16 protein-coding genes are annotated in these 18,095 nt (G+C 39.5%); 5 read left to right on the top strand and 11 right to left on the bottom strand.

Annotation, left to right across the window (positions count from 1 at the left end; translation table 11 throughout):
* Nucleotides 1-33: 33 nt before the first annotated feature.
* Nucleotides 34-1,305, top strand: coding sequence for a glycosyltransferase family 1 protein (locus IJ00_RS15355; RefSeq protein ID WP_035159121.1), 1,272 nt, complete (start codon nt 34-36; stop codon nt 1,303-1,305).
* A 254-nt stretch (nt 1,306-1,559) separates the two neighbouring features.
* Here IJ00_RS15355 and IJ00_RS15350 read toward each other — a convergent pair whose 3' ends face one another.
* From IJ00_RS15350 to IJ00_RS15340, 3 genes are all read right to left on the bottom strand, one after another.
* Nucleotides 1,560-1,880: a hypothetical protein gene (locus IJ00_RS15350; protein ID WP_035154356.1), complete on the bottom strand. Its 321-nt coding sequence runs from the start codon at nt 1,878-1,880 to the stop codon at nt 1,560-1,562.
* A 42-nt stretch (nt 1,881-1,922) separates the two neighbouring features.
* Nucleotides 1,923-2,321, bottom strand: coding sequence for a hypothetical protein (locus IJ00_RS15345; protein ID WP_035154355.1), 399 nt, complete (start codon nt 2,319-2,321; stop codon nt 1,923-1,925).
* A gap of 277 nt (nt 2,322-2,598) precedes the next feature.
* Nucleotides 2,599-3,003: a hypothetical protein gene (locus IJ00_RS15340; protein ID WP_238178346.1), complete on the bottom strand. Its 405-nt coding sequence runs from the start codon at nt 3,001-3,003 to the stop codon at nt 2,599-2,601.
* Between the two features lie 78 nt (nt 3,004-3,081).
* On the opposite strand from IJ00_RS15340, the gene IJ00_RS15335 reads away from it, so the two are divergent.
* Together IJ00_RS15335 and IJ00_RS15330 are read left to right on the top strand one after the other, a co-directional pair.
* On the top strand, nt 3,082-4,086 hold the full coding sequence (locus tag IJ00_RS15335; RefSeq protein ID WP_035154354.1) for a metallophosphoesterase: 1,005 nt from the start codon (nt 3,082-3,084) through the stop codon (nt 4,084-4,086).
* A 58-nt stretch (nt 4,087-4,144) separates the two neighbouring features.
* Complete coding sequence (locus IJ00_RS15330; RefSeq protein WP_238178345.1) at nt 4,145-4,741, top strand: LysE family translocator; 597 nt, start codon at nt 4,145-4,147, stop codon at nt 4,739-4,741.
* A 131-nt stretch (nt 4,742-4,872) separates the two neighbouring features.
* Here IJ00_RS15330 and IJ00_RS15325 read toward each other — a convergent pair whose 3' ends face one another.
* The 4 genes from IJ00_RS15325 to IJ00_RS15310 all read right to left on the bottom strand — a co-directional run bounded on the left by IJ00_RS15325 (nt 4,873) and on the right by IJ00_RS15310 (nt 9,150).
* Nucleotides 4,873-5,217 (bottom strand): KGK domain-containing protein, encoded by a 345-nt coding sequence (locus IJ00_RS15325; protein ID WP_046814828.1) that lies wholly within the window; start codon nt 5,215-5,217, stop codon nt 4,873-4,875.
* A 137-nt stretch (nt 5,218-5,354) separates the two neighbouring features.
* The gene (gene ccsB, locus IJ00_RS15320) at nt 5,355-6,410 is read right to left on the bottom strand and encodes a c-type cytochrome biogenesis protein CcsB (RefSeq protein ID WP_035154352.1); all 1,056 of its coding nucleotides are present in this window, start codon (nt 6,408-6,410) and stop codon (nt 5,355-5,357) included.
* Nucleotides 6,411-6,546: 136 nt separating this feature from the next.
* Nucleotides 6,547-8,202 carry a DUF3352 domain-containing protein gene (locus tag IJ00_RS15315; protein WP_035154350.1) on the bottom strand — a complete coding sequence of 552 codons (1,656 nt, stop codon included), beginning with the start codon at nt 8,200-8,202 and terminating at the stop codon, nt 6,547-6,549.
* Between the two features lie 624 nt (nt 8,203-8,826).
* The gene (locus tag IJ00_RS15310; protein ID WP_035159115.1) at nt 8,827-9,150 is read right to left on the bottom strand and encodes a hypothetical protein; all 324 of its coding nucleotides are present in this window, start codon (nt 9,148-9,150) and stop codon (nt 8,827-8,829) included.
* A gap of 516 nt (nt 9,151-9,666) precedes the next feature.
* On the opposite strand from IJ00_RS15310, the gene IJ00_RS15305 reads away from it, so the two are divergent.
* Nucleotides 9,667-12,138, top strand: coding sequence for a penicillin acylase family protein (locus tag IJ00_RS15305; protein ID WP_238178344.1), 2,472 nt, complete (start codon nt 9,667-9,669; stop codon nt 12,136-12,138).
* Nucleotides 12,139-12,897, top strand: a complete 759-nt coding sequence (locus IJ00_RS15300; protein ID WP_035154347.1) for an HAD-IIB family hydrolase — start codon at nt 12,139-12,141, stop codon at nt 12,895-12,897. It begins immediately after the preceding gene.
* 314 nt (nt 12,898-13,211) lie between these two features.
* Here IJ00_RS15300 and IJ00_RS15295 read toward each other — a convergent pair whose 3' ends face one another.
* The 4 genes from IJ00_RS15295 to IJ00_RS15280 form a co-directional block, all read right to left on the bottom strand.
* Nucleotides 13,212-14,516 carry a hemolysin family protein gene (locus IJ00_RS15295; protein ID WP_035154345.1) on the bottom strand — a complete coding sequence of 435 codons (1,305 nt, stop codon included), beginning with the start codon at nt 14,514-14,516 and terminating at the stop codon, nt 13,212-13,214.
* A gap of 406 nt (nt 14,517-14,922) precedes the next feature.
* Entirely contained in the window at nt 14,923-15,360 is a 438-nt protein-coding gene (locus IJ00_RS15290) for an anti-sigma regulatory factor (RefSeq protein WP_035159113.1), read from the bottom strand.
* A 163-nt stretch (nt 15,361-15,523) separates the two neighbouring features.
* Nucleotides 15,524-15,853, bottom strand: coding sequence for an STAS domain-containing protein (locus tag IJ00_RS15285; RefSeq protein WP_035154343.1), 330 nt, complete (start codon nt 15,851-15,853; stop codon nt 15,524-15,526).
* A 225-nt stretch (nt 15,854-16,078) separates the two neighbouring features.
* The gene (locus IJ00_RS15280; protein ID WP_035154342.1) at nt 16,079-18,070 is read right to left on the bottom strand and encodes a glycosyltransferase family 2 protein; all 1,992 of its coding nucleotides are present in this window, start codon (nt 18,068-18,070) and stop codon (nt 16,079-16,081) included.
* Nucleotides 18,071-18,095 lie beyond the last annotated feature (25 nt).

The following is an 18,095-nucleotide window of genomic DNA, read 5'->3' as shown; positions in this document are numbered from 1 at the left end:
ATTAACCTCTTCAACAAAACAAACCAACAAACTATGAACTCTAGAACTGAACGACGCATCGCCTTGATTTCTGTCCATGGCGATCCAGCTATCGAGATTGGTAAAGAAGAAGCTGGAGGACAGAATGTGTACGTCCGGAATGTCGGTGAGGCGCTTGCTGACCTGGGGTGGCAAGTAGATATGTTTACTCGCAGGGTTAGCGAAGAACAAGCAGAAATCGTCCAACACAAAGAAAACTGTAGAACCATCCGTTTTAGTGCCGGACCATTAGAATTTATCCCACGAGATAATTTGTACATACATTTGCCAGAATTTGTAGAGCATTTCTTGGCATTTCAGAAAGAAAATGGATATACCTATCCTTTAATTCACACCAATTACTGGCTTTCGAGTTGGGTAGGGATGCAACTCAAGAAGATTCAAGGTAGTCAGCAAGTACATACTTACCATTCCTTGGGAGCCGTAAAATACAACACAGTCAAAACCATTCCTTTGATTGCGACGACTCGTCTAGCAACGGAAAAAGAACTACTAGAAACTGCTCAACGAGTTGTGGCAACTAGTCCCCAGGAAAAAGAGCATATGCGATCGCTGGTTTCGACAAAGGGAAATATTGATATTATTCCTTGCGGTACAGATATCCACAGATTTGGTTGTGTCGATCGCCAAACAGCTAGGGCACAATTAGGAATTGCTGAGGATGCTCAGGTTGTAATGTACGTGGGACGTTTCGACCATCGTAAGGGAATTGAAACTCTAGTTCGCGCCGTTGCTCAATCCCAATTCCGTGATCAAGGGAAACTGCAATTGATTATCGGTGGTGGTAGCGTTCCTGGACAGAGTGATGGGATTGAACGCGATCGCATTGAAGGGATAGTCAAAGAACTAGGTATGGAAGACTTTACCACCTTCCCCGGTCGTTTGAGCCAAGAAATTCTGCCTTACTACTACGCTGCTGCGGATGTTTGTGTAGTTCCAAGTCATTACGAACCCTTTGGACTAGTTGCGATTGAAGCAATGGCAAGTTACACACCAGTAGTCGCTAGTGATGTTGGTGGTTTACAGTTCACAGTGGTTGATGGTGAAACCGGGTTATTAGCACCACCCGAAGACCATGATGCGTTTGCGATCGCTATCGACAAAATCATTTCTAATCCTGCATGGCGAAATAAATTAGGAGAAGCAGCCAGAAAACGTGTAGAAAATAAATTTAGCTGGGGTGGTGTTGCTAGTCAGTTGAGCGACTTATACCTTCAATTACTGCAACCAACTTTCCAAGAAAAAGCGATGCTACTCAGTTCATAATCGAGTCAAACTGAAGTAGTAGGGAATTGGCAATGCTGATTACAGCAAAGGTAAATTACTCATCTCCTACTATTTTTTCTCGACAGATATTTAATGAGCTTTTCTCTATGTGAGAATTTGACCGAAGTTAATTATTGCTTGAGAAAAAAAATAGGTTTCAGATATGAAATCATCAGTTATGATTAATTCGCTTTGCCATTGCCAATTCCCTGTTATTACCATCTTGAAATTGGAAGATTCCATATATCCTATTATCAAAAAAGAAGCAACACAAGAATTGGACTGAAGGCAATACAGGCTAGAATCGCAACTATATAGGGAAACATCTGTAAATTCCGACTCAGTGTGTGTTGGAGAATATATAAACAAACAAATAAAACTATGGCAAAAACCAACATCCCCGCAAGAGTTGCAACACCATAATTCTCATACATCGGCACTCCCACATCCGAATAGTTTTTCCCTTTTAAAAGGTCACGGATAAATAAAGAAGCAAATCCTGATAAGAAAACAGCACAAACGGATAACGCAGCAGATAGAAGATATTTAAGAACAGAGAAAATATTGCGAAGCATTCAGGTTATTTTTCCAACACATTCACGGAAAGAAAAGACGATTTATGAGGAAGGTTCATCCATAAATACTCCTGTAACCTCGCGTCCGTATCCAGTTTTCATATTTTCTACAATCACCAAATTTTCGTTATTTTCCCAGGTATGAGGAATTTCCATCACACAAGCTCTAGGGAAATGTAGTATCTCTCCATCCTGAACATCTGTCTCTTGTACCATTGTGCGGTAAGTATCTAAGACCGTCGCCGTCAAAATATCATTTTCATCAATTGCAGTAATTTGCACATAAACGGCTTCCCAATAGTCTAAATTTCTATCATTCACTTGAATTCTGACGATATTATTGACAGTAATGTAACTGCGTGCTTCTGGGGCTAGTTGATTACCCGACCAATCATAAATATGTTGTTCACCAGGTTGATACACGAAAATTTCATTTTCCATCACAAAATCTCTTCAATAGTCAATAGTATCAATAGTTACTTTCGGTTAAGTGATAGACCTCAGTATTAATCCTGATTAATTGATTTATTTTGTACAATTGCAGAATCCATTTTATAGTCAATTTAATTGATGCCTGAAGATGTTACAACCCTGAATAGTACTATCAAATCTGACTATCTAGCTCACCGATAAATCTTATTTGAGGCAGTCAGGGTAGCATTCGATAGTTACGAAAAGCTATTATGATGAGGATTTTTTGTATTACAAAAAAGAGTGCTTATTTTATACTCTTTGATGTAAGTGAATTGCGTCGATCGCGGTTAGCTTGTGTACCCGATTGCTCTCTTCCAGGTCGTACCCAAGCTATATCTTGATCAGAATCCAGCGTCATTTGTGTATCTCGCTCTACATCACTTCTAAATCCACCACGGGTTAAAAATCCGGGATTATTGCGAGGACTGGTAAACATATGATAAACAATTACAGCCTCTGTTCGTCCCCAAAGATATTCTTGTGCTAGGGTATCCGTACCCCTCGCATCCCCAAGGATAAAACATTCATTTTGGGCGATCGCGCGTTCAATCAAAGGACGGTAATGGATATCAAATTCTGCTTGAGTTATATCAAGGTGTCCACTGATAAAATTAACAACCTTCTGACTTCCTATCTGCGAGCTTTCCATACCTTCGCAACTCCCATTCTATACTACACCTAGAAACACGCATATGTTACACTCAAGTTATTCTATTCAACTTGAGCTATGCGAACAATTGTAGTTGGCGATATTCATGGCTGCTACACGGAACTTATGCAGCTATTAACTAAGGTAGAAATTACCGAGGCAGATTGTTTAGTCTCCCTAGGGGATATTGTCGATCGCGGGGTTGATTCAGTCAAAGTATACGAATTTCTCAAAAATCGCCCCAACACGATTGTATTAATGGGAAATCATGAACGCAAACATCTCAAACAAACTCTTTCCTACTCCCAGGAAATTGTGAAATTACAATTTGGCGACAGCTATGAAGATTTTTTGGAATGGGTGAGCCACTTACCTTACTATCATGAAACTAAGCAGGCTATTTTCGTCCATGCAGCGGTGGAAAATGGTATACCCATGCAGAAACAACGGGAAGAAGTTTTATGTGGTTGTACTGCGGGTGAAAAACATCTCGAAAAACGCTATGGAAACGCCTATTGGAGCCAATTATATACTGGTACAAAGCCTGTAATTTTTGGTCATCGCGTTGTCGGTGATAATCCCCTGATAATTGACCACAAAGCTTATGGTATAGACACTGGAGCTTGTCACGGGGGCAAATTGACTGCCTTAATTTTACCTAGTTTTGAGATTGTTCACGTACAAGCAGCTAAAGACTATTGGCAAGAAGAGATAGTGAAATGGCAGTTACCAGTGATGATGGCTAAACCCTGGGGTAGTTATAAATGGGAAAAAATTCAGGGGATTTGTCATGAGTTTAAAAATTCTGCCAACCCCGAATTAGTTGCTTTTATTGTCGAGAAGGAACAGTGGATGCATGATTTACTGGCTCAGACTCCCAAAGTTATTCTCAAAATTCAGGAAAAGCTGGCAGAATTGATTTCCCTCTATGGAGTGGATGACTTCAAAAAACCGGCTCGTAATTTCAGCTATGCCGCCCTATTATATAAAGCTAATGCCAGCAATTTGACAAGGGAATTTCTCCAGCAAACCTTACCAACACCAGACAAATGGTTACAGGTAATGAAGGAACTAGAAATTTAGCAGCAAAACACCATAATTCTTTTGATGGGGAGAGTCAAACCCTATGACATCCAGTAGTATGGTTGCATTATTTACCGCGATGGTGATTCTAGCTGCGATTCCCAGCATCAGCGTATTAACTGTTTCCACCAAATCAGCCACATCTGGATTTATTCATGGTGTTTTCACAACTATCGGGATAGTAGTTGGTGATATTTTTTTTATTATCCTAGCTATTTGGGGCTTATCATTTCTAGCTGAAACCATAGGTAATCTCTTTGTTTTGATTAAATACCTGGGTGGAGTTTATTTAATTTTTTTGGGTATTAGTTTATGTCGCTCAAAACTTAGCGATATAGAATTACAAAAGGGTGCCAAGTCTTCTTTGCTCTCTAGTTTTATCGCGGGGCTTTTGATTACATTAGGCGATCAGAAAGCCACATTATTTTATTTAGGTTTTTTTCCAGCTTTTATTGATATTCATAAGATATCTTACTTGGATACCATAATAATTATTGCAATTACGATTTTATCCGTTGGTAGTGTCAAGCTTATTTATGCTTTGATGGCGGATAGAGCCAAATTACTGATGAATACGAAAGCCAGACAAGCTATAAATACTGTCGCTGGCTGCGTGATGATTGGAATTGGTATATTTTTGTTGGCAAAGCCTTAATGAGTGTATTACTGTCAATGAGAGTAAATTAGGGAAATATATTTTAATTGATGTTGGTGCAGGTGTCACCTGAGACTGGAATCATGGCACAGTCTGTAATATCTGATGAGTTTTTGCATAGATTTGTATATTTATTGGCATTTATCATCTTCTATGCGCTTGATTTTTTCACGTAAATCATCGAGTGGAGACTTTTCTATAGTTGTGTTGGATAAATCATGCTCGATATCTTTGAGTTCATCAGAGGCAAACTCTAAACTCAGTTTAATTTTTCCTAATCTCCATTCTTTTCCAGGAATTAGCACCGCACAATTTAATCCCTGTTCAAAAAGTGTTGATAAAGAATTGCCATTGAGGCTAGCGTGCTTGAGAATTTTAATAAAATCAGAGACTAATTTTGTATGTTCTGAGTCATAGGCAAAGTCGTTAAAGACAATTACATCATTTTGATCTAGAGTTTCCCACTGTTCACTCATAACTTTATCTCCTGTAACTAAATTTTATTGTTCCCAAGAGATAGAAGTAATTCTCAAAATATGTAACAACCAAAAAGACAAGAAGAGGAGAGAAGAAAGAGAGATAAGAAAACTATCCTCTTTTCTCCAATCCTAATTTATAGAAACCAGCCGTAGGAATGTAAACCTTTTCCTAAAAGATTGACTCCTAAATAGCAAATCCAAACGACAATTAAGCCACTTGCAGCTAATATTGCGGGGCGACGACCTTGCCAGCCGCGAGTTATGCGAGCATGGAGATATGCCGCAAATACTAGCCAAGTAATTAATGCCCAGGTTTCTTTGGGATCCCAACTCCAGTAGGAACCCCATGCTTCGTTTGCCCAAACTGCACCGGCAATGATACCGATTGTCAGGAGGGGGAAACCTAAACCAATAATGCGATAACTAATATTATCTAGGGTTTCGGCAAGGCTCAAACGTTGGGGTGATAGGGTTTGTGTAGTTGGGTTGTTAGTAATTTGAGTTGCAGGTACTGTTTGTAAAACTGCGGTGTTACCATTGCCATTACTGTTGGTTTCATAACGGGTAAAGCCGTTATTTTCTATACTTGTTGTAATGGGTTCTGTCACCAATTCTCCAGCTTTGCGTAGGCTGTAGCCGTTGGTGCGGTATCCACCATTACCAAAGGAACTACCTTGGAGTTGGATATTTTGCCCACGGGTAACGACAAGAAAGGCGATCGCTAATAAAGAACCCACCATGAGCGCGGAGTAACTCAACATCATCACGCTGACGTGCATCATCAGCCAGTTAGATTTTAAGGCAGGTACGAGGGGTTCTGATACCTGCATTTCTGATGGTAGAGTCAAAGTGGCAAAAGCTGTAATCCCCATAGCGATGGGAGCTGTAGCTACCCCCACCAGGCGACTTTTACTATTATTCTCAGCAATCAAGTGGACAGCAGTGATTCCCCAGGTTAAGAAAAATAGAGACTCATACAAGTTACTCAGAGGGAAATAACCAGCTTCTATCCATCTTGCACCGAGGAGGGTGGCGATAGATAAATTGGCGATCGCCATTCCCGCAGTTCCTAAAGCTGGTAAGTAGGGTATATTCGGAAATGCCGCACTTCCCCAGTAAATCAGCATTGTTAAGAATAGAACTGCAAATGAAGCATTATCAAGCCAGTTCTGGAGTATAACCAGATTCATAAAGCCATCTCTCCAGTGGATTTTCTGATTTTATATATTCTGTCAGTTATGATCCTATCTGTTTATGGCGGGGAATGGTTAATAGGAAGGGTAGAGAGTAGGAAGCAGGGAAAAATATTTTTCTGTCACCCATCACCTATTCCCTCTTCAATTCCCAAAATACCTCATACTCTGAGGTGCGACTATCACTAATGCTGCTGGTGATACCTAGGGAACGAGTTGCACTCAGTAATGCTTGCTGTTTGGGGAAGATAGTAAACAGGGGAAAATTCTGAGATGATTTTTCCACATCTAAGAAAAATTGACTGTTGACTGATTGATTGACTGTGGGAACAACTTTTTGAAATTGCGGGTTGCTAGCAAGATTGTTGATTGGTTGGGGAATAATTTTATTATTTACGGGTGTCCCAAAAGCTAAAAAAGCTACGTTGTTATCTAACCATCCATGACTAGCAATTTTTCCTCCCGCAGGTACAACCCAGTTAACTAAAGACTTATCAGCAACTTTTTCTGTCTGTACTTGTAGCTGATATTGAGTAGCAATTACTTCATCTAGTTGTTTTAAAGCTAGTTCTGCACGGGGGCGATCGCTAGTTTTAATCATGAAAACTAACCCCGGTTGGAAATCTGTCTGATTTACATTTCCAGGAATCACCGCAACTGCAAATTCCCCACCCATCCAGCTCAGTAAGTCTTGATCTAAATCCAAGTTAGTCAGGGATTTGACGTTACTGCGTAATTGCTCAGGGGTGACTGGTGCGAGGGGATTTCCTTGGGATGTGGAAGCATAATCTATCCACAAACTGCGCAAATTTGTACCAGAGAGCATCATCAAGGTTTCTGACGGCAAGCGATTTGCCATTTCCTTTGTGCCATTATTCGCTGTCAGGGTGCGCTGACTTGTGGGGTTTAACCAGGAAATCCCTTTGAGACGAATACCCTGAGATTCAACATTGATTGTTCCTGCCAAACCTTGATTATTTTGCAACTGTGTCAAAACCTGAGCAGGTAAACGACGGTTAGGGGATGCAGCAGCGATTCTGGCTGAGTAAGGAACATTCACATAAAATTGAGCAAAGGGTTGGCTAGTGCCAATTCTGGATAAATTATTGGTATAGCCAGCACTACTAGCCAAGGTTGTTTTGGTTTGATAAGCAGCGATCGCCCTATCTGTAGCTTTGGGGTTATCTGTAATCACCACATACTTATTTTCTAGCACTGCGGCAGAAAACTTTTCACCGTTTTGTTCGGTGCTTTCTCTAACTATTACACCCTGAAAATTCCGTTCTTGCCATTTACTACCCTTGACAGTTTGCCCCAGGATAGTTTGAGCTTTCTGTTGGTCTTTAATTGGCAGGACTACTACCATTGACTCTTCAACATTACTGGTAATTGTATCAGTTGCTACGGGCTTGGATGGCGAAGCGGGTTTAGTTGCTTCAGAACTTAACACTGCGACTGTCACCTGTTCCCCTACCCAGGGTTGAATATCTTTTTGGAAATCATAACCACGACTGGTAAGGTAGCGATCGCGCAACTGCTGTAAATTCTTTTCTAGCTCTGTACGATTTTCTTGATTACCAAATTGCTGCAATTTTTGCCATTGTGAGCTATCTGTGGTCAAGGAGACTGTAAAAACCGCATCTTGAGGAATAATATTTGCTCCTACTGGCAAATTCCTCGCAAATAAATGTCCTTGATTTAACCACCAATACGCCGTAAAACCACCACCAATTAATAAACCGGTAGCGGAAAAAGTCAATAATAGAGATGGTTTCTTACTCTTTTTCATTACTTCCGACAGCAGCGTCATTGAAACCTAAACCTATTCACTGTGAAATTAATATATACCGCGTTAGTTCATTTAAACCAAGAGTTTTCCTATAATGATAGGGAGTATAAATTACTAGAATACTGCTCTATAATTCTGTTCCCTGTACCCATCGGTCAACCAATTTGAGTCAAACATCATCACCGATTACCTAGCTATTGTCTGATTCAGACTACCACTATCAAACCCAAATATGGCAGCTAATTTGCCAATTAAAAATTGTATTACATTTTGTAATGGTGAAAATATCGCCTCACAGTTTGATACTTCTGAATCAAAAATATCCCTCAACAGATGGTCGTATTAGTATAATTATTTACAGGTGTTGAGGTTTCAGAGGCATTCCGAGAGGATGGGAAAGTTCCCTATGGGGAGTGATACTCCAAAGAGTCGCTACACGAACGCGCTGAATTCTCCCCAACCCTGAAATTAGAGAGAGTTATTTTTGGCTACTACATTGATATCACTACAAAATCACAAAAATACTCTTGCAAAATTTCTTTACAAGAGTCATCAATAGCTTTAGTAATTATTAAGAAAATGGCATAACTGAAATTTATCAAGTGGGATTTTATGCCAGACAACTTAATAAGCATCTTCCACTTCTAATTGAGCAACAGTCACTGCATTCAACGCAAAAGCAGCAACTAAGGGAATCGGACATTTTAACCAGAAAGTCACGAAAGCACCAAGCATTGTTGCCATGACTGCGACGATAGACCAAAAACGTTCTTCGCAGGTCATACCCTTTTCAGATTTAATCAATCTTAAGACTTGATAAGGAATCGGTTCTGGCATTACTGCACCGGGAGGAAAAGCCCAATAGTTGTTACTGCGCTCCTCAAACAAATCTGTCCAGCCATTTTCTTGGCACCATTCTTCAATCCATTCGTGGCGATAATGTTTCATGAGTGGGCGAGCAATTCGATTTAGCATAGTGTCAGATTGTTGAGATAATTAATATCAGATTTGAGGAAAAATTTCGATAGTTAAACTGAAAATATATAGATTTCAGATATTCAGATAATGTAAACCTTTGTTAAGGCAAGTAAATCATTGATAAATTAACTTTAACTATGGTTCTCTATGAATAACAGACTAACAGTAAAAGCTGAAGAGGTGGAGCAAAATACAATAAACTTTACTTGAGAAAACAACATGAATATCACGAAATAATTAAGTGAGTCGTTACTCATTATTTAATGAAAACAAGCATAATCTTTAGGTTTATTTTATTAATCTAAAAATATTAGCAATAAGTATAATTACTCAATAAGTCTCTCGAAAATATCAAATTGAAAATAACCGTGGGAATAGGTATGGCAAAACGACCAAAAGACAGAGAATAAGTAACAGCAGCTAAGTTTACTGTCTGGTTTTATGTTGAGAAAGCTACTGCGTAATCGAGTTATTAAGTGCATCTGTATGAGCGTTTTGCTACTCACCTTAATTTGCGGAGGGGCGATCGCCAAGACAATTCGTCAATCTTTTCCCCAGGAAAGCGGTAAAATCACCCTACCAGAACTCACCGCAGCAGTAGAAATTCACCGCGATCGTTGGGGTATACCCCATATTTACGCCACAAATATCCACGATCTCTTCCTTGCACAGGGTTACATCCATGCACAAGATCGCTTTTGGCAAATGGACTTTTGGCGACACGTTGGTTCTGGTAGATTAGGGGAAATCTTTGGGAAATCTCAACTACCAACGGATAGATTTCTCCGTACTATCGGATGGGGAAGAGTTGCAAAGGCAGAATTTAGTCAACTCAATACAGAAACTCAAAAAATTCTCCAAGCATACACCACAGGAGTCAATAGCTATTTAGAACAGCATCAAAATCAAGCCCTCAGTTTAGAATACAATATTCTGAAATTTCTCAACCCCGGTTATAAACCCGAACCATGGCAACCTATCCACACCCTCACCTGGGGTAAAGTCATGGCTTACGATTTAGGAGATAATTTAGAGGTAGAAATTGAGCGTAGTATCCTCCTCAAAACCCTCACACCTCAGCAGGTAGAAGATTTATTTCCCCCTTACCCTGACAACCATCCCATAGTAGTTAGTAGTAAAGTTAGCCCAACTTCCAACAGCAAGCTATCTGAAACAATTGCTTTTTCACCTTCCCCTGTTCCCCTTCACCCTTCCACCACAACCCTTTCACCTTCACTATTCTCCCTTTCCTCCCATTCCCCTGATATGGGTATTGGTTCTAATAATTGGGTGATATCGGGAAAACTAACCAATACAGGTAAACCTATCCTTGCCAATGACCCCCATTTGGGTGTACAAATACCATCAATTTGGTATGAAGTCGGGCTACATTGCACAGTTAAAAATGCTGAATGTCCCTATGATGTCGCGGGATTTTCCTTTCCGGGAATGGCAGGAGTAATTATTGGTCATAATGATAAAATTGCCTGGGGTGTGACAAACTTAGAACCGGATGTGATGGATTTATATATTGAGAAGATTAATCCAAATAATCCTCTGCAATATGAATTCAACGGTAAATGGGTAGATATGCAACTGGTAAGAGAAAATATTCAAGTTGCAGGGGAGAAAACAGTCACAGAAACTGTACGTTATACTCGTCATGGTCCGATTATTTCTGATGTTTATCCCAAGTTAAAAGACTTTCAAAAAAGATTCGGAATTCCCCTACCGAAAAATGCTGCCTTATCCTTACGTTGGACAGCTTTAGAAGCATCTAATTTAGCATCGGCAATTGTCAAAATCAACCGAAGTCAAAATTGGCAGGAATTTCAAGATGGGGTAAAGGATTTCGATGTTCCGGCTCAAAATTTTGTCTATGCAGATACTGATGGTAATATCGGTTATCAAATGCCTGGTAAAATTCCTGTACGTCAAGGGGGCAATGGATTATTACCTGTACCAGGATGGACAGATAAATTTGAGTGGCAAGGATATATTCCCTTTGAAAAATTGCCCAGTTTATTCAATCCTGAATCTGGATATATTGTCACTGCTAATAATGCGGTAATAGACAAAACTTATCCTGATTTAATTTCCAATGAATGGGACTATGGTTTCCGTGCCCAGAGAATTGTGGAAATGATTACAGCTAAGAAACAGGGTTTAAATTTTCAGGATATGCAAACCATTCAGACAGACAACAAAAATCTCATAGCTGTCAAAATTGTCCCACTATTACTGAAGTTAAAATTATCAGATGTCTATTTGCAGAAATTTCAGAGAATATTACAAAAGTGGGATTTTCAAGATAATATTAATAGTCAAGGAGCCGCGATTTTTGCCGCCTTTTGGAAACACTTACTGATAGATAATTTTACAGGGAAGTTACCACTGGATTATTTACCCTCTGGGGGTAGTCGTTGGTTCACTGTCATCGATAATTTGAGTCAACAACCAGAGAGTCAGTGGTGGGATAATCCCCAGACAAAGAACAAGGAAACCCGTGATGATATTTTCCGGCAAGCTTTGCAAGGGGGAGTGAAGGAATTAGAGGCAACTTTAGGGCGTAATATCAATAAATGGCGCTGGGGAAATTTACATACAATTAATTTTCGGAACCAAAGCTTAGGAAAATCCGGTGTTCCTCCCATTGAGTTTTTATTGAATCGTGGCAAGTTTGCAGTTGCGGGGGGAAATTCCATTGTCAATGCTAGTAATTGGAATCCCAAAAATGATTTTACTGCTGAATCTTTAGCTTCTATGCGGATGATTGTTGATGTGAATAATTGGGATAATTCCTTAGGAATGCACACCCCTGGGCAATCGGGACATGCTTTTCATCGCCATTATGATGACATGATTGAACCGTGGAGAAATTTTCGCTATCATCCCCTGGGATGGCAAAAAGCTCATATATTTAAGCAGGCGAAGAGTAAGTTAATTTTACAACCATAGATGATGACTAATTATTCCCAAATTCGCCTAGTTGCGACAGATATGGATGGTACTCTGACAACCCAGGGTAAATTTACAAGTAAATTGCTACAAAGTTTGGTAGATTTAGCCACCGCAGGGATTACAGTGGTGATTGTCACCGGACGTTCTGGGGGTTGGGTAAATGGAATTGCTAGTTATTTACCAGTGGCAGGAGCGATCGCCGAAAATGGCGGTATCTTTTATCTAGGTGGTAGCGATCGCCCCATTCCTTTAACACCCATAGACAATATCACCCACCATCGACAACAGTTAGCAGCAGTTTTTGCCGAGTTACAGGGAAAATTTCCCCAAATTCAAGAATCCCACGATAACCGCTTCCGGATTACTGATTGGACATTTGATGTCACCGGATTCACCACCCAAGAATTGCAAACCATGGCGAATATGTGTCAGCAATTAGGATGGGGATTCACCTACAGTACGGTGCAATGTCACATCAAACCCCAGCAACAAGATAAAGCAATCGGTTTATCTCAGGTATTACGAGAATATTTTCCCCAATACTCACCTCAAGAAATTGTCACCGTTGGTGATAGCCCCAATGATGAGAGTTTATTTAATAGAAGTTATTTTCCCTTCTCCGTGGGTGTGGCAAATGTGCGGGAATACTTAGATAAGTTACAACACCATCCGACTCATATCACCGCTAACTCCGAGGGTGAGGGATTTTGTGAATTAGCAAAGTTGATATTAGGGAAGGGGAATAGGGAGGAATGAGTAATGAGGAATGGGTAATGAGTTGTGAATCAATATTGAAAACCTTATGGTATAAAAGGTGTTTCTAATTTCTAATTCACATCAGATGAGACTAGGGAATGGGGAATAGATAATAGGTAAGGGAAAATAGGGAACATCACAAAGAAAGACAGATGTAAGTAAATTGGGGGGTTAATTACCCTGATTTATAAGCAGTATATTTTGTGTCCTTTGACAAGCTCAGACAGCATCAAGGTAAAATCCCCGTTACAAAAGACAATTACGTTAGCGTAACTCTCCCGCAGGTAGAATTACGAATTGTGTTAACCCTCACCCTAACTTTTCATTCCTGGTGGTACAACTAACACCTTATCTACACGGTTTCCATCCATATCCATCACCTCAAAACGCATACCTTGCCATTCAAAATGATCGGCAGCTGCGGGAATACGTCCAAGTTGAGTAATCACAAAACCACCTAGAGTTTGATAACTACTATGTTCTTGGGGATGTAATTCTTCTAGGTCAAATAGTTCTAAAAATTCCTCTACAGGTAACATACCATCCAACAGCCAAGAACCGTCTTCCCGTTGGACTGCTTGGGGATCGTCTTCCCCATCAATTGAAGGTACATCGCCAACAATTTCAATCATGACATCATTGAGAGTCACCAATCCTTGAATCACACCATACTCATCTACAACTAATGCCATATGGGTGACAGTTTGTTTAAATAATTCCAGTACCTTTAAGCCACGGGTGCTTTCTGGTACAAATACTGGAGGGCGCAAACCTACCGTTAGATCTAAGGCTTCACCGCAAAAACAGCGAGCTAGTAAGTCTGTAACGGGGATAATACCCAAAACATTATCTAACCCACCTTGACATACTGGGTAGCGAGAATAACTACTGTCGATGATTTTTTTGCGATTTTCCTCCGCCGTATCCTCCAAATCTAACCACACGATATCAGGGCGAGGTGTCATCAGGGCGCTAACAGGGCGATCGCCTAAACGAAACACTCTTTCAACCATATCCTGTTCTGCCTCCTCAAAGGTTCCTTCCTCTGTTCCCTGCTCAATCAAAACGCGAATTTCTTCCTCTGTCACCTGGGGTTCGGTGGAAGGACGAATCCCCAACACTCGCAACACCGTTTCTGTAGAAGCACTCAACAGGTAAACAATGGGAGCAGTTACAGTCGATAACATCCGCATCGGAATTGCCATCACCGCAGCAATAGGTTCGGGGTGATTCAAGGCTAGACGCTTGGGGACTAATTCCCCGATAATTAATGTCAGATAGGTAATGATTAGAATAGCTAATCCATTCGCTAACTGCTCCTTATAGGAAGGCTGTAAAGGAATAGAACTCAACAACGGTGCGATTCTTTTGGAAAAAGTCTCTTCACCATAAGCACCAGAGAGAATAGTCAGTAGGGTAATACCAATTTGTACCGTACCCAAAAACTGATTAGGAGAAGATGCCAATTCTAAAGCCACACGAGCATTAGCATCACCTCGCTCTGCTGACTGTTGTAAGCGAACCTTTCGTGCAGAAACGATCGCCAACTCTGACATGACAAACAAAGCGTTGGCAAGAATAAGTAAAAGAACAATAAAAATTTCCACTGTTGGGGATATTCTGAGAACTGCGATCGCAAGGGCAAGCTTTGCTAAAAACTAACCTCTTAATATGTCTAGTATCTAAAGTGTACTAGCACAAGCCTCTAGATATATAAATTTGACTCACCCTTATCCCTAGCTTTCCAGAGGATGATTCTAGTGGCGATCGCTCTTTTCCCTTTCACTTTCCCCTATATCGATTCAGCCTGTAAAGTCTAAAATACACAATTTACCAGTCGTGATGCGTCAAAATCCCGTATTTCTGACCCTAGGTATATACACAAGTTTATAAATTTTCCTGAAAACTTAATTTCTACCGACGAAATTGTGCTGTGGCTTTACCCATCAATAATATAAATTTAGACAAAGACAAATAAAGCTAAACTTCCTAATTCTTTAATTGCAGTTACATATTTCTATATAGTTAGATATTCTTACTCATAAATAAACAGCAACGATTATCTGCTTCTAGCTCATAGGTAAGTTTTTCTGCAATCTCAGACATGATTTTTAAACCCCGACCTCTTTCGTCGAAGTTATTATCGAAATCAGATACTTCTTTGAGCTTTTTCTGTAAATCAAAGAGAGCTCCATAGGACCAAATGCGAATTTCAATCCGCTCATCAAAACGTATTGCTTCTATGTCGATCAGCGTATCACTAGGTAAATCATGATGGGCATGCTCCACAATATTTATAAAACCTTCAATCAAAAGAGTCTGGCATTGCCACCATATTTTTTTATCTATAACCTTGGACTGATTAATTTGCTCAAACCAAGATAAAACTTCTTCAGATGCAGTAATATCTGAAATTACTTGAAGATTTATCTTTTGATTCACGTTAATATAATCTATATTCATTTTAGAATTAACAGCAAAGATTTTTTCTTTATAACCTATATTCACATCACAGTTACAGACAAGATGACTAATTAAACTCCATACGTCTAGCCTCCACCCCTATAGTGGAGACTAAGGAAGAATTAGCAATTTACTCAGCAGTACTTAAAGTATCTTAACTCTCTTATTTTTCTGTTGCCACAAAACTATCATGGAATTCTTGCTGATTCGCAAATATCTTGAATATCTTATTCATCTTAGTTAGCTCAAAAAGCATTTTAACTTGTTCACCAATTGAGCAAACACACATTTCTCCACCAGAGGCTTTGATATTCTGCATCGAAGAGACCAAAGCTCCAAGACCAGAACTATCAATAAATTCAACGGCTTCCAAGTCTATTAAAAATAGTTTATCTCCTGCTGCAATATGGTCATTAATTTCGCGGCGCAATTGATTGCCGCTAATTGCGTTCAGTATTCCCGATGGTTGAAGAATTTTAGGATTAGTAGACATAAATTATTTGGTGATTGATTTTTGGTGATATTTGTTTTAAAATTCACTCAACAAAGTGAATTAAAATTTAACTACATATACTGAAAGGGTGATGTAGTTACTGATTTTCACGTTCTCAAGATATGCCCATTTTATACTCAATTTATTAACAGGTGCAATAGCTTGATGGATTTGAATTATAGGAAATACTTATTTGTTGTCGCTGGTAATAAGTATCATATTCATCTATTTTGACGTTTTCGGCTTCCAAGATGCGGCACTGATAATTGACCACATTAAACACAAATTATAAATTGCCCAAAATCCATTGAATAGATAATTTTCCGGATATTGCAAGCGACCAAATGCAAATTGAGAAAGACTCCATATAATTCCTATAACTGTCAGAGAAAATACTAGAATCTGAGGAATTACTAGCTGGTAATAAACTCCTGATTGTCGTTGTTTTGGCGTTACCTGAAAATTAATTGGCTGGCGTGTAAAGACACTCACCACTGATTGAATGAGTAGTGGAAATAGGGCAAATGCATACTGTTCAGAACGCCAAACCTCTTTAGCTGGTATTCCCCAAGCGATAACTACAAATGTTAGACGATTGATAATGAAAGTCGGTAGAAAGTGTAGTGCAAAATCGTAACCCACAGTTTTTACAGGAGATATACCCGTAAAGAAAAACAAGATAGGGCAACTAATAAAAATTAAAGTTGTAAATCCAGAGAAATAGCTATATATGGTTTTGAAATAATGCAAGCGTTGCCAAAATGTTAATCCTGGTTTTGTCAGAGGATTTTCACGTACCAAGACTTGAATTGTACCTTGTGCCCACCGCATTCTCTGTTTCAAGGTAGAACTGAGGTCATCGGGTGCTAAACCTTCTGCCAAAAGTTCATGATGATAAACAGATTGCCAACCTGCCGCATGAAGTCGCATCGCAGTGTTCATATCTTCAGTAATACTATTACTAGACATTCCACCTACTAGTTGAAATTCACTGAGACGATTTTCATCTTGGGCAAATTCATCGGAGAAATACTGTAAACCAACATTCACTAATGCTTCCCGTCGCAGAATCGCATTTGTTCCTGTGTAGAAAGCGGAATTCATCCCGTCTTTCCCTTGCTGGATAGGTCCATAGAATAAATGCGCGTTATGTGCAAAAGGATCGTCCTCAGGAAGGTTGTAGAAATCCTGGGGAGTCTGAACGAATGCAATTTTATTTGACTCGTATGTACCCGTGAATAGGTTGTAATTATAGAAATAGGGTAAGACACGTTTCAAAAATTGAGGCTTAGGAATATGATCTGCATCTAAAGTCAGAATAAATTCTCCAGATGTTTCACCAGCAAAGATGGCATAATTGAGATTTCCAGCTTTAGCATGATGTGCAACTCCCTTTGGTTTGGGACGAGCAATATAGTGTAATCGAGCTAGATTTACTAGTTCAAGTTCTTGTTGATGAATTGCCTGTTTAAGGTTTTGACGCTCGGAAGCCAGAGCATCTTGAATATTTTTACTTTCTGGATGAAACCATAGTAATAGCTGTCGAAGATTTTCAACAAAACTAGTTGCTTGAGCATCCGTTGTAGTGGCTTTCCCTGAAGATAATTCATTCAGCCAAGTTTCAGTATGTTGACTATTTAATGCTAGATTATCTAATTCTTCTAGTCTGGAAACAAGTTGGAAATGTTTTTTGTCAATTTTGTCTGCTGCTGCTTGTAATGGTGGGGACTGTAAATCTTCTAGAGATAATTTTTCAGTCATCATCCGCATATCAGGAGAATTCCCATCGTCTAGAACGTAGACACGGAGTTTTGTTGGCGGATAATCAACTGCTAATGCTGCCCTTGCAGTCTGTTCTACTAGTTCCGGTGCTTCGTTATAGCAAGCAATGAAAATATCAACTTGGGGATAATTGTCTTGGGGGAAAATTGGTGTTAATTGGTGTAATGATTTAATTCTGCGCTCGATAGGTCGCCATAATCCAATAGTGAACATCACGCCACCGATGTAGCTATAAATTTCTGCAAATAGCAAAGGGATTGACAGCCACAATGCATCTGTATTAACAGAGTTATGAACCCGCCAATACAAATACCATGCGCCAAAAATTAAGTTTATTTCAGCTATGAACCGAAACAATAGGGTTCTTTTTTTCAGGGATGAACGGCTATTCCCAGAAAAGTTATTGGTTTGTTCAGACAAGTAAAATGAAGTCATTTTTTGATGTCAATTGTGAAAATCA

Origin of the sequence: Calothrix sp. 336/3 (assembly GCF_000734895.2) — a bacterium.
Lineage (GTDB): Bacteria > Cyanobacteriota > Cyanobacteriia > Cyanobacteriales > Nostocaceae > 336-3.
The sequence above is the reverse complement of the archived record's forward strand: the minus strand, read 5'-3'. Positions and strand labels throughout refer to the sequence as shown.

Excerpts from the sequence above, each read along its gene's own strand:
- IJ00_RS15350 (WP_035154356.1), bottom strand. The coding sequence starts at position 1,880 with ATGCTTCGCAATATTTTCTCTGTTCTTAAATATCTTCTATCTGCTGCG.
- IJ00_RS15305 (WP_238178344.1), top strand. The coding sequence starts at position 9,667 with ATGAGCGTTTTGCTACTCACCTTAATTTGCGGAGGGGCGATCGCCAAG.
- IJ00_RS15290 (WP_035159113.1), bottom strand. The coding sequence starts at position 15,360 with ATGAATATAGATTATATTAACGTGAATCAAAAGATAAATCTTCAAGTA.
- IJ00_RS15315 (WP_035154350.1), bottom strand. The coding sequence starts at position 8,202 with ATGAAAAAGAGTAAGAAACCATCTCTATTATTGACTTTTTCCGCTACC.
- IJ00_RS15310 (WP_035159115.1), bottom strand. The coding sequence starts at position 9,150 with ATGAAACATTATCGCCACGAATGGATTGAAGAATGGTGCCAAGAAAAT.
- IJ00_RS15330 (WP_238178345.1), top strand. The coding sequence starts at position 4,145 with ATGGTTGCATTATTTACCGCGATGGTGATTCTAGCTGCGATTCCCAGC.
- IJ00_RS15335 (WP_035154354.1), top strand. The coding sequence starts at position 3,082 with ATGCGAACAATTGTAGTTGGCGATATTCATGGCTGCTACACGGAACTT.
- ccsB (WP_035154352.1), bottom strand. The coding sequence starts at position 6,410 with ATGAATCTGGTTATACTCCAGAACTGGCTTGATAATGCTTCATTTGCA.
- IJ00_RS15340 (WP_238178346.1), bottom strand. The coding sequence starts at position 3,003 with ATGGAAAGCTCGCAGATAGGAAGTCAGAAGGTTGTTAATTTTATCAGT.
- IJ00_RS15325 (WP_046814828.1), bottom strand. The coding sequence starts at position 5,217 with ATGAGTGAACAGTGGGAAACTCTAGATCAAAATGATGTAATTGTCTTT.
- IJ00_RS15355 (WP_035159121.1), top strand. The coding sequence starts at position 34 with ATGAACTCTAGAACTGAACGACGCATCGCCTTGATTTCTGTCCATGGC.
- IJ00_RS15300 (WP_035154347.1), top strand. The coding sequence starts at position 12,139 with ATGATGACTAATTATTCCCAAATTCGCCTAGTTGCGACAGATATGGAT.
- IJ00_RS15345 (WP_035154355.1), bottom strand. The coding sequence starts at position 2,321 with ATGGAAAATGAAATTTTCGTGTATCAACCTGGTGAACAACATATTTAT.
- IJ00_RS15280 (WP_035154342.1), bottom strand. The coding sequence starts at position 18,070 with ATGACTTCATTTTACTTGTCTGAACAAACCAATAACTTTTCTGGGAAT.
- IJ00_RS15285 (WP_035154343.1), bottom strand. The coding sequence starts at position 15,853 with ATGTCTACTAATCCTAAAATTCTTCAACCATCGGGAATACTGAACGCA.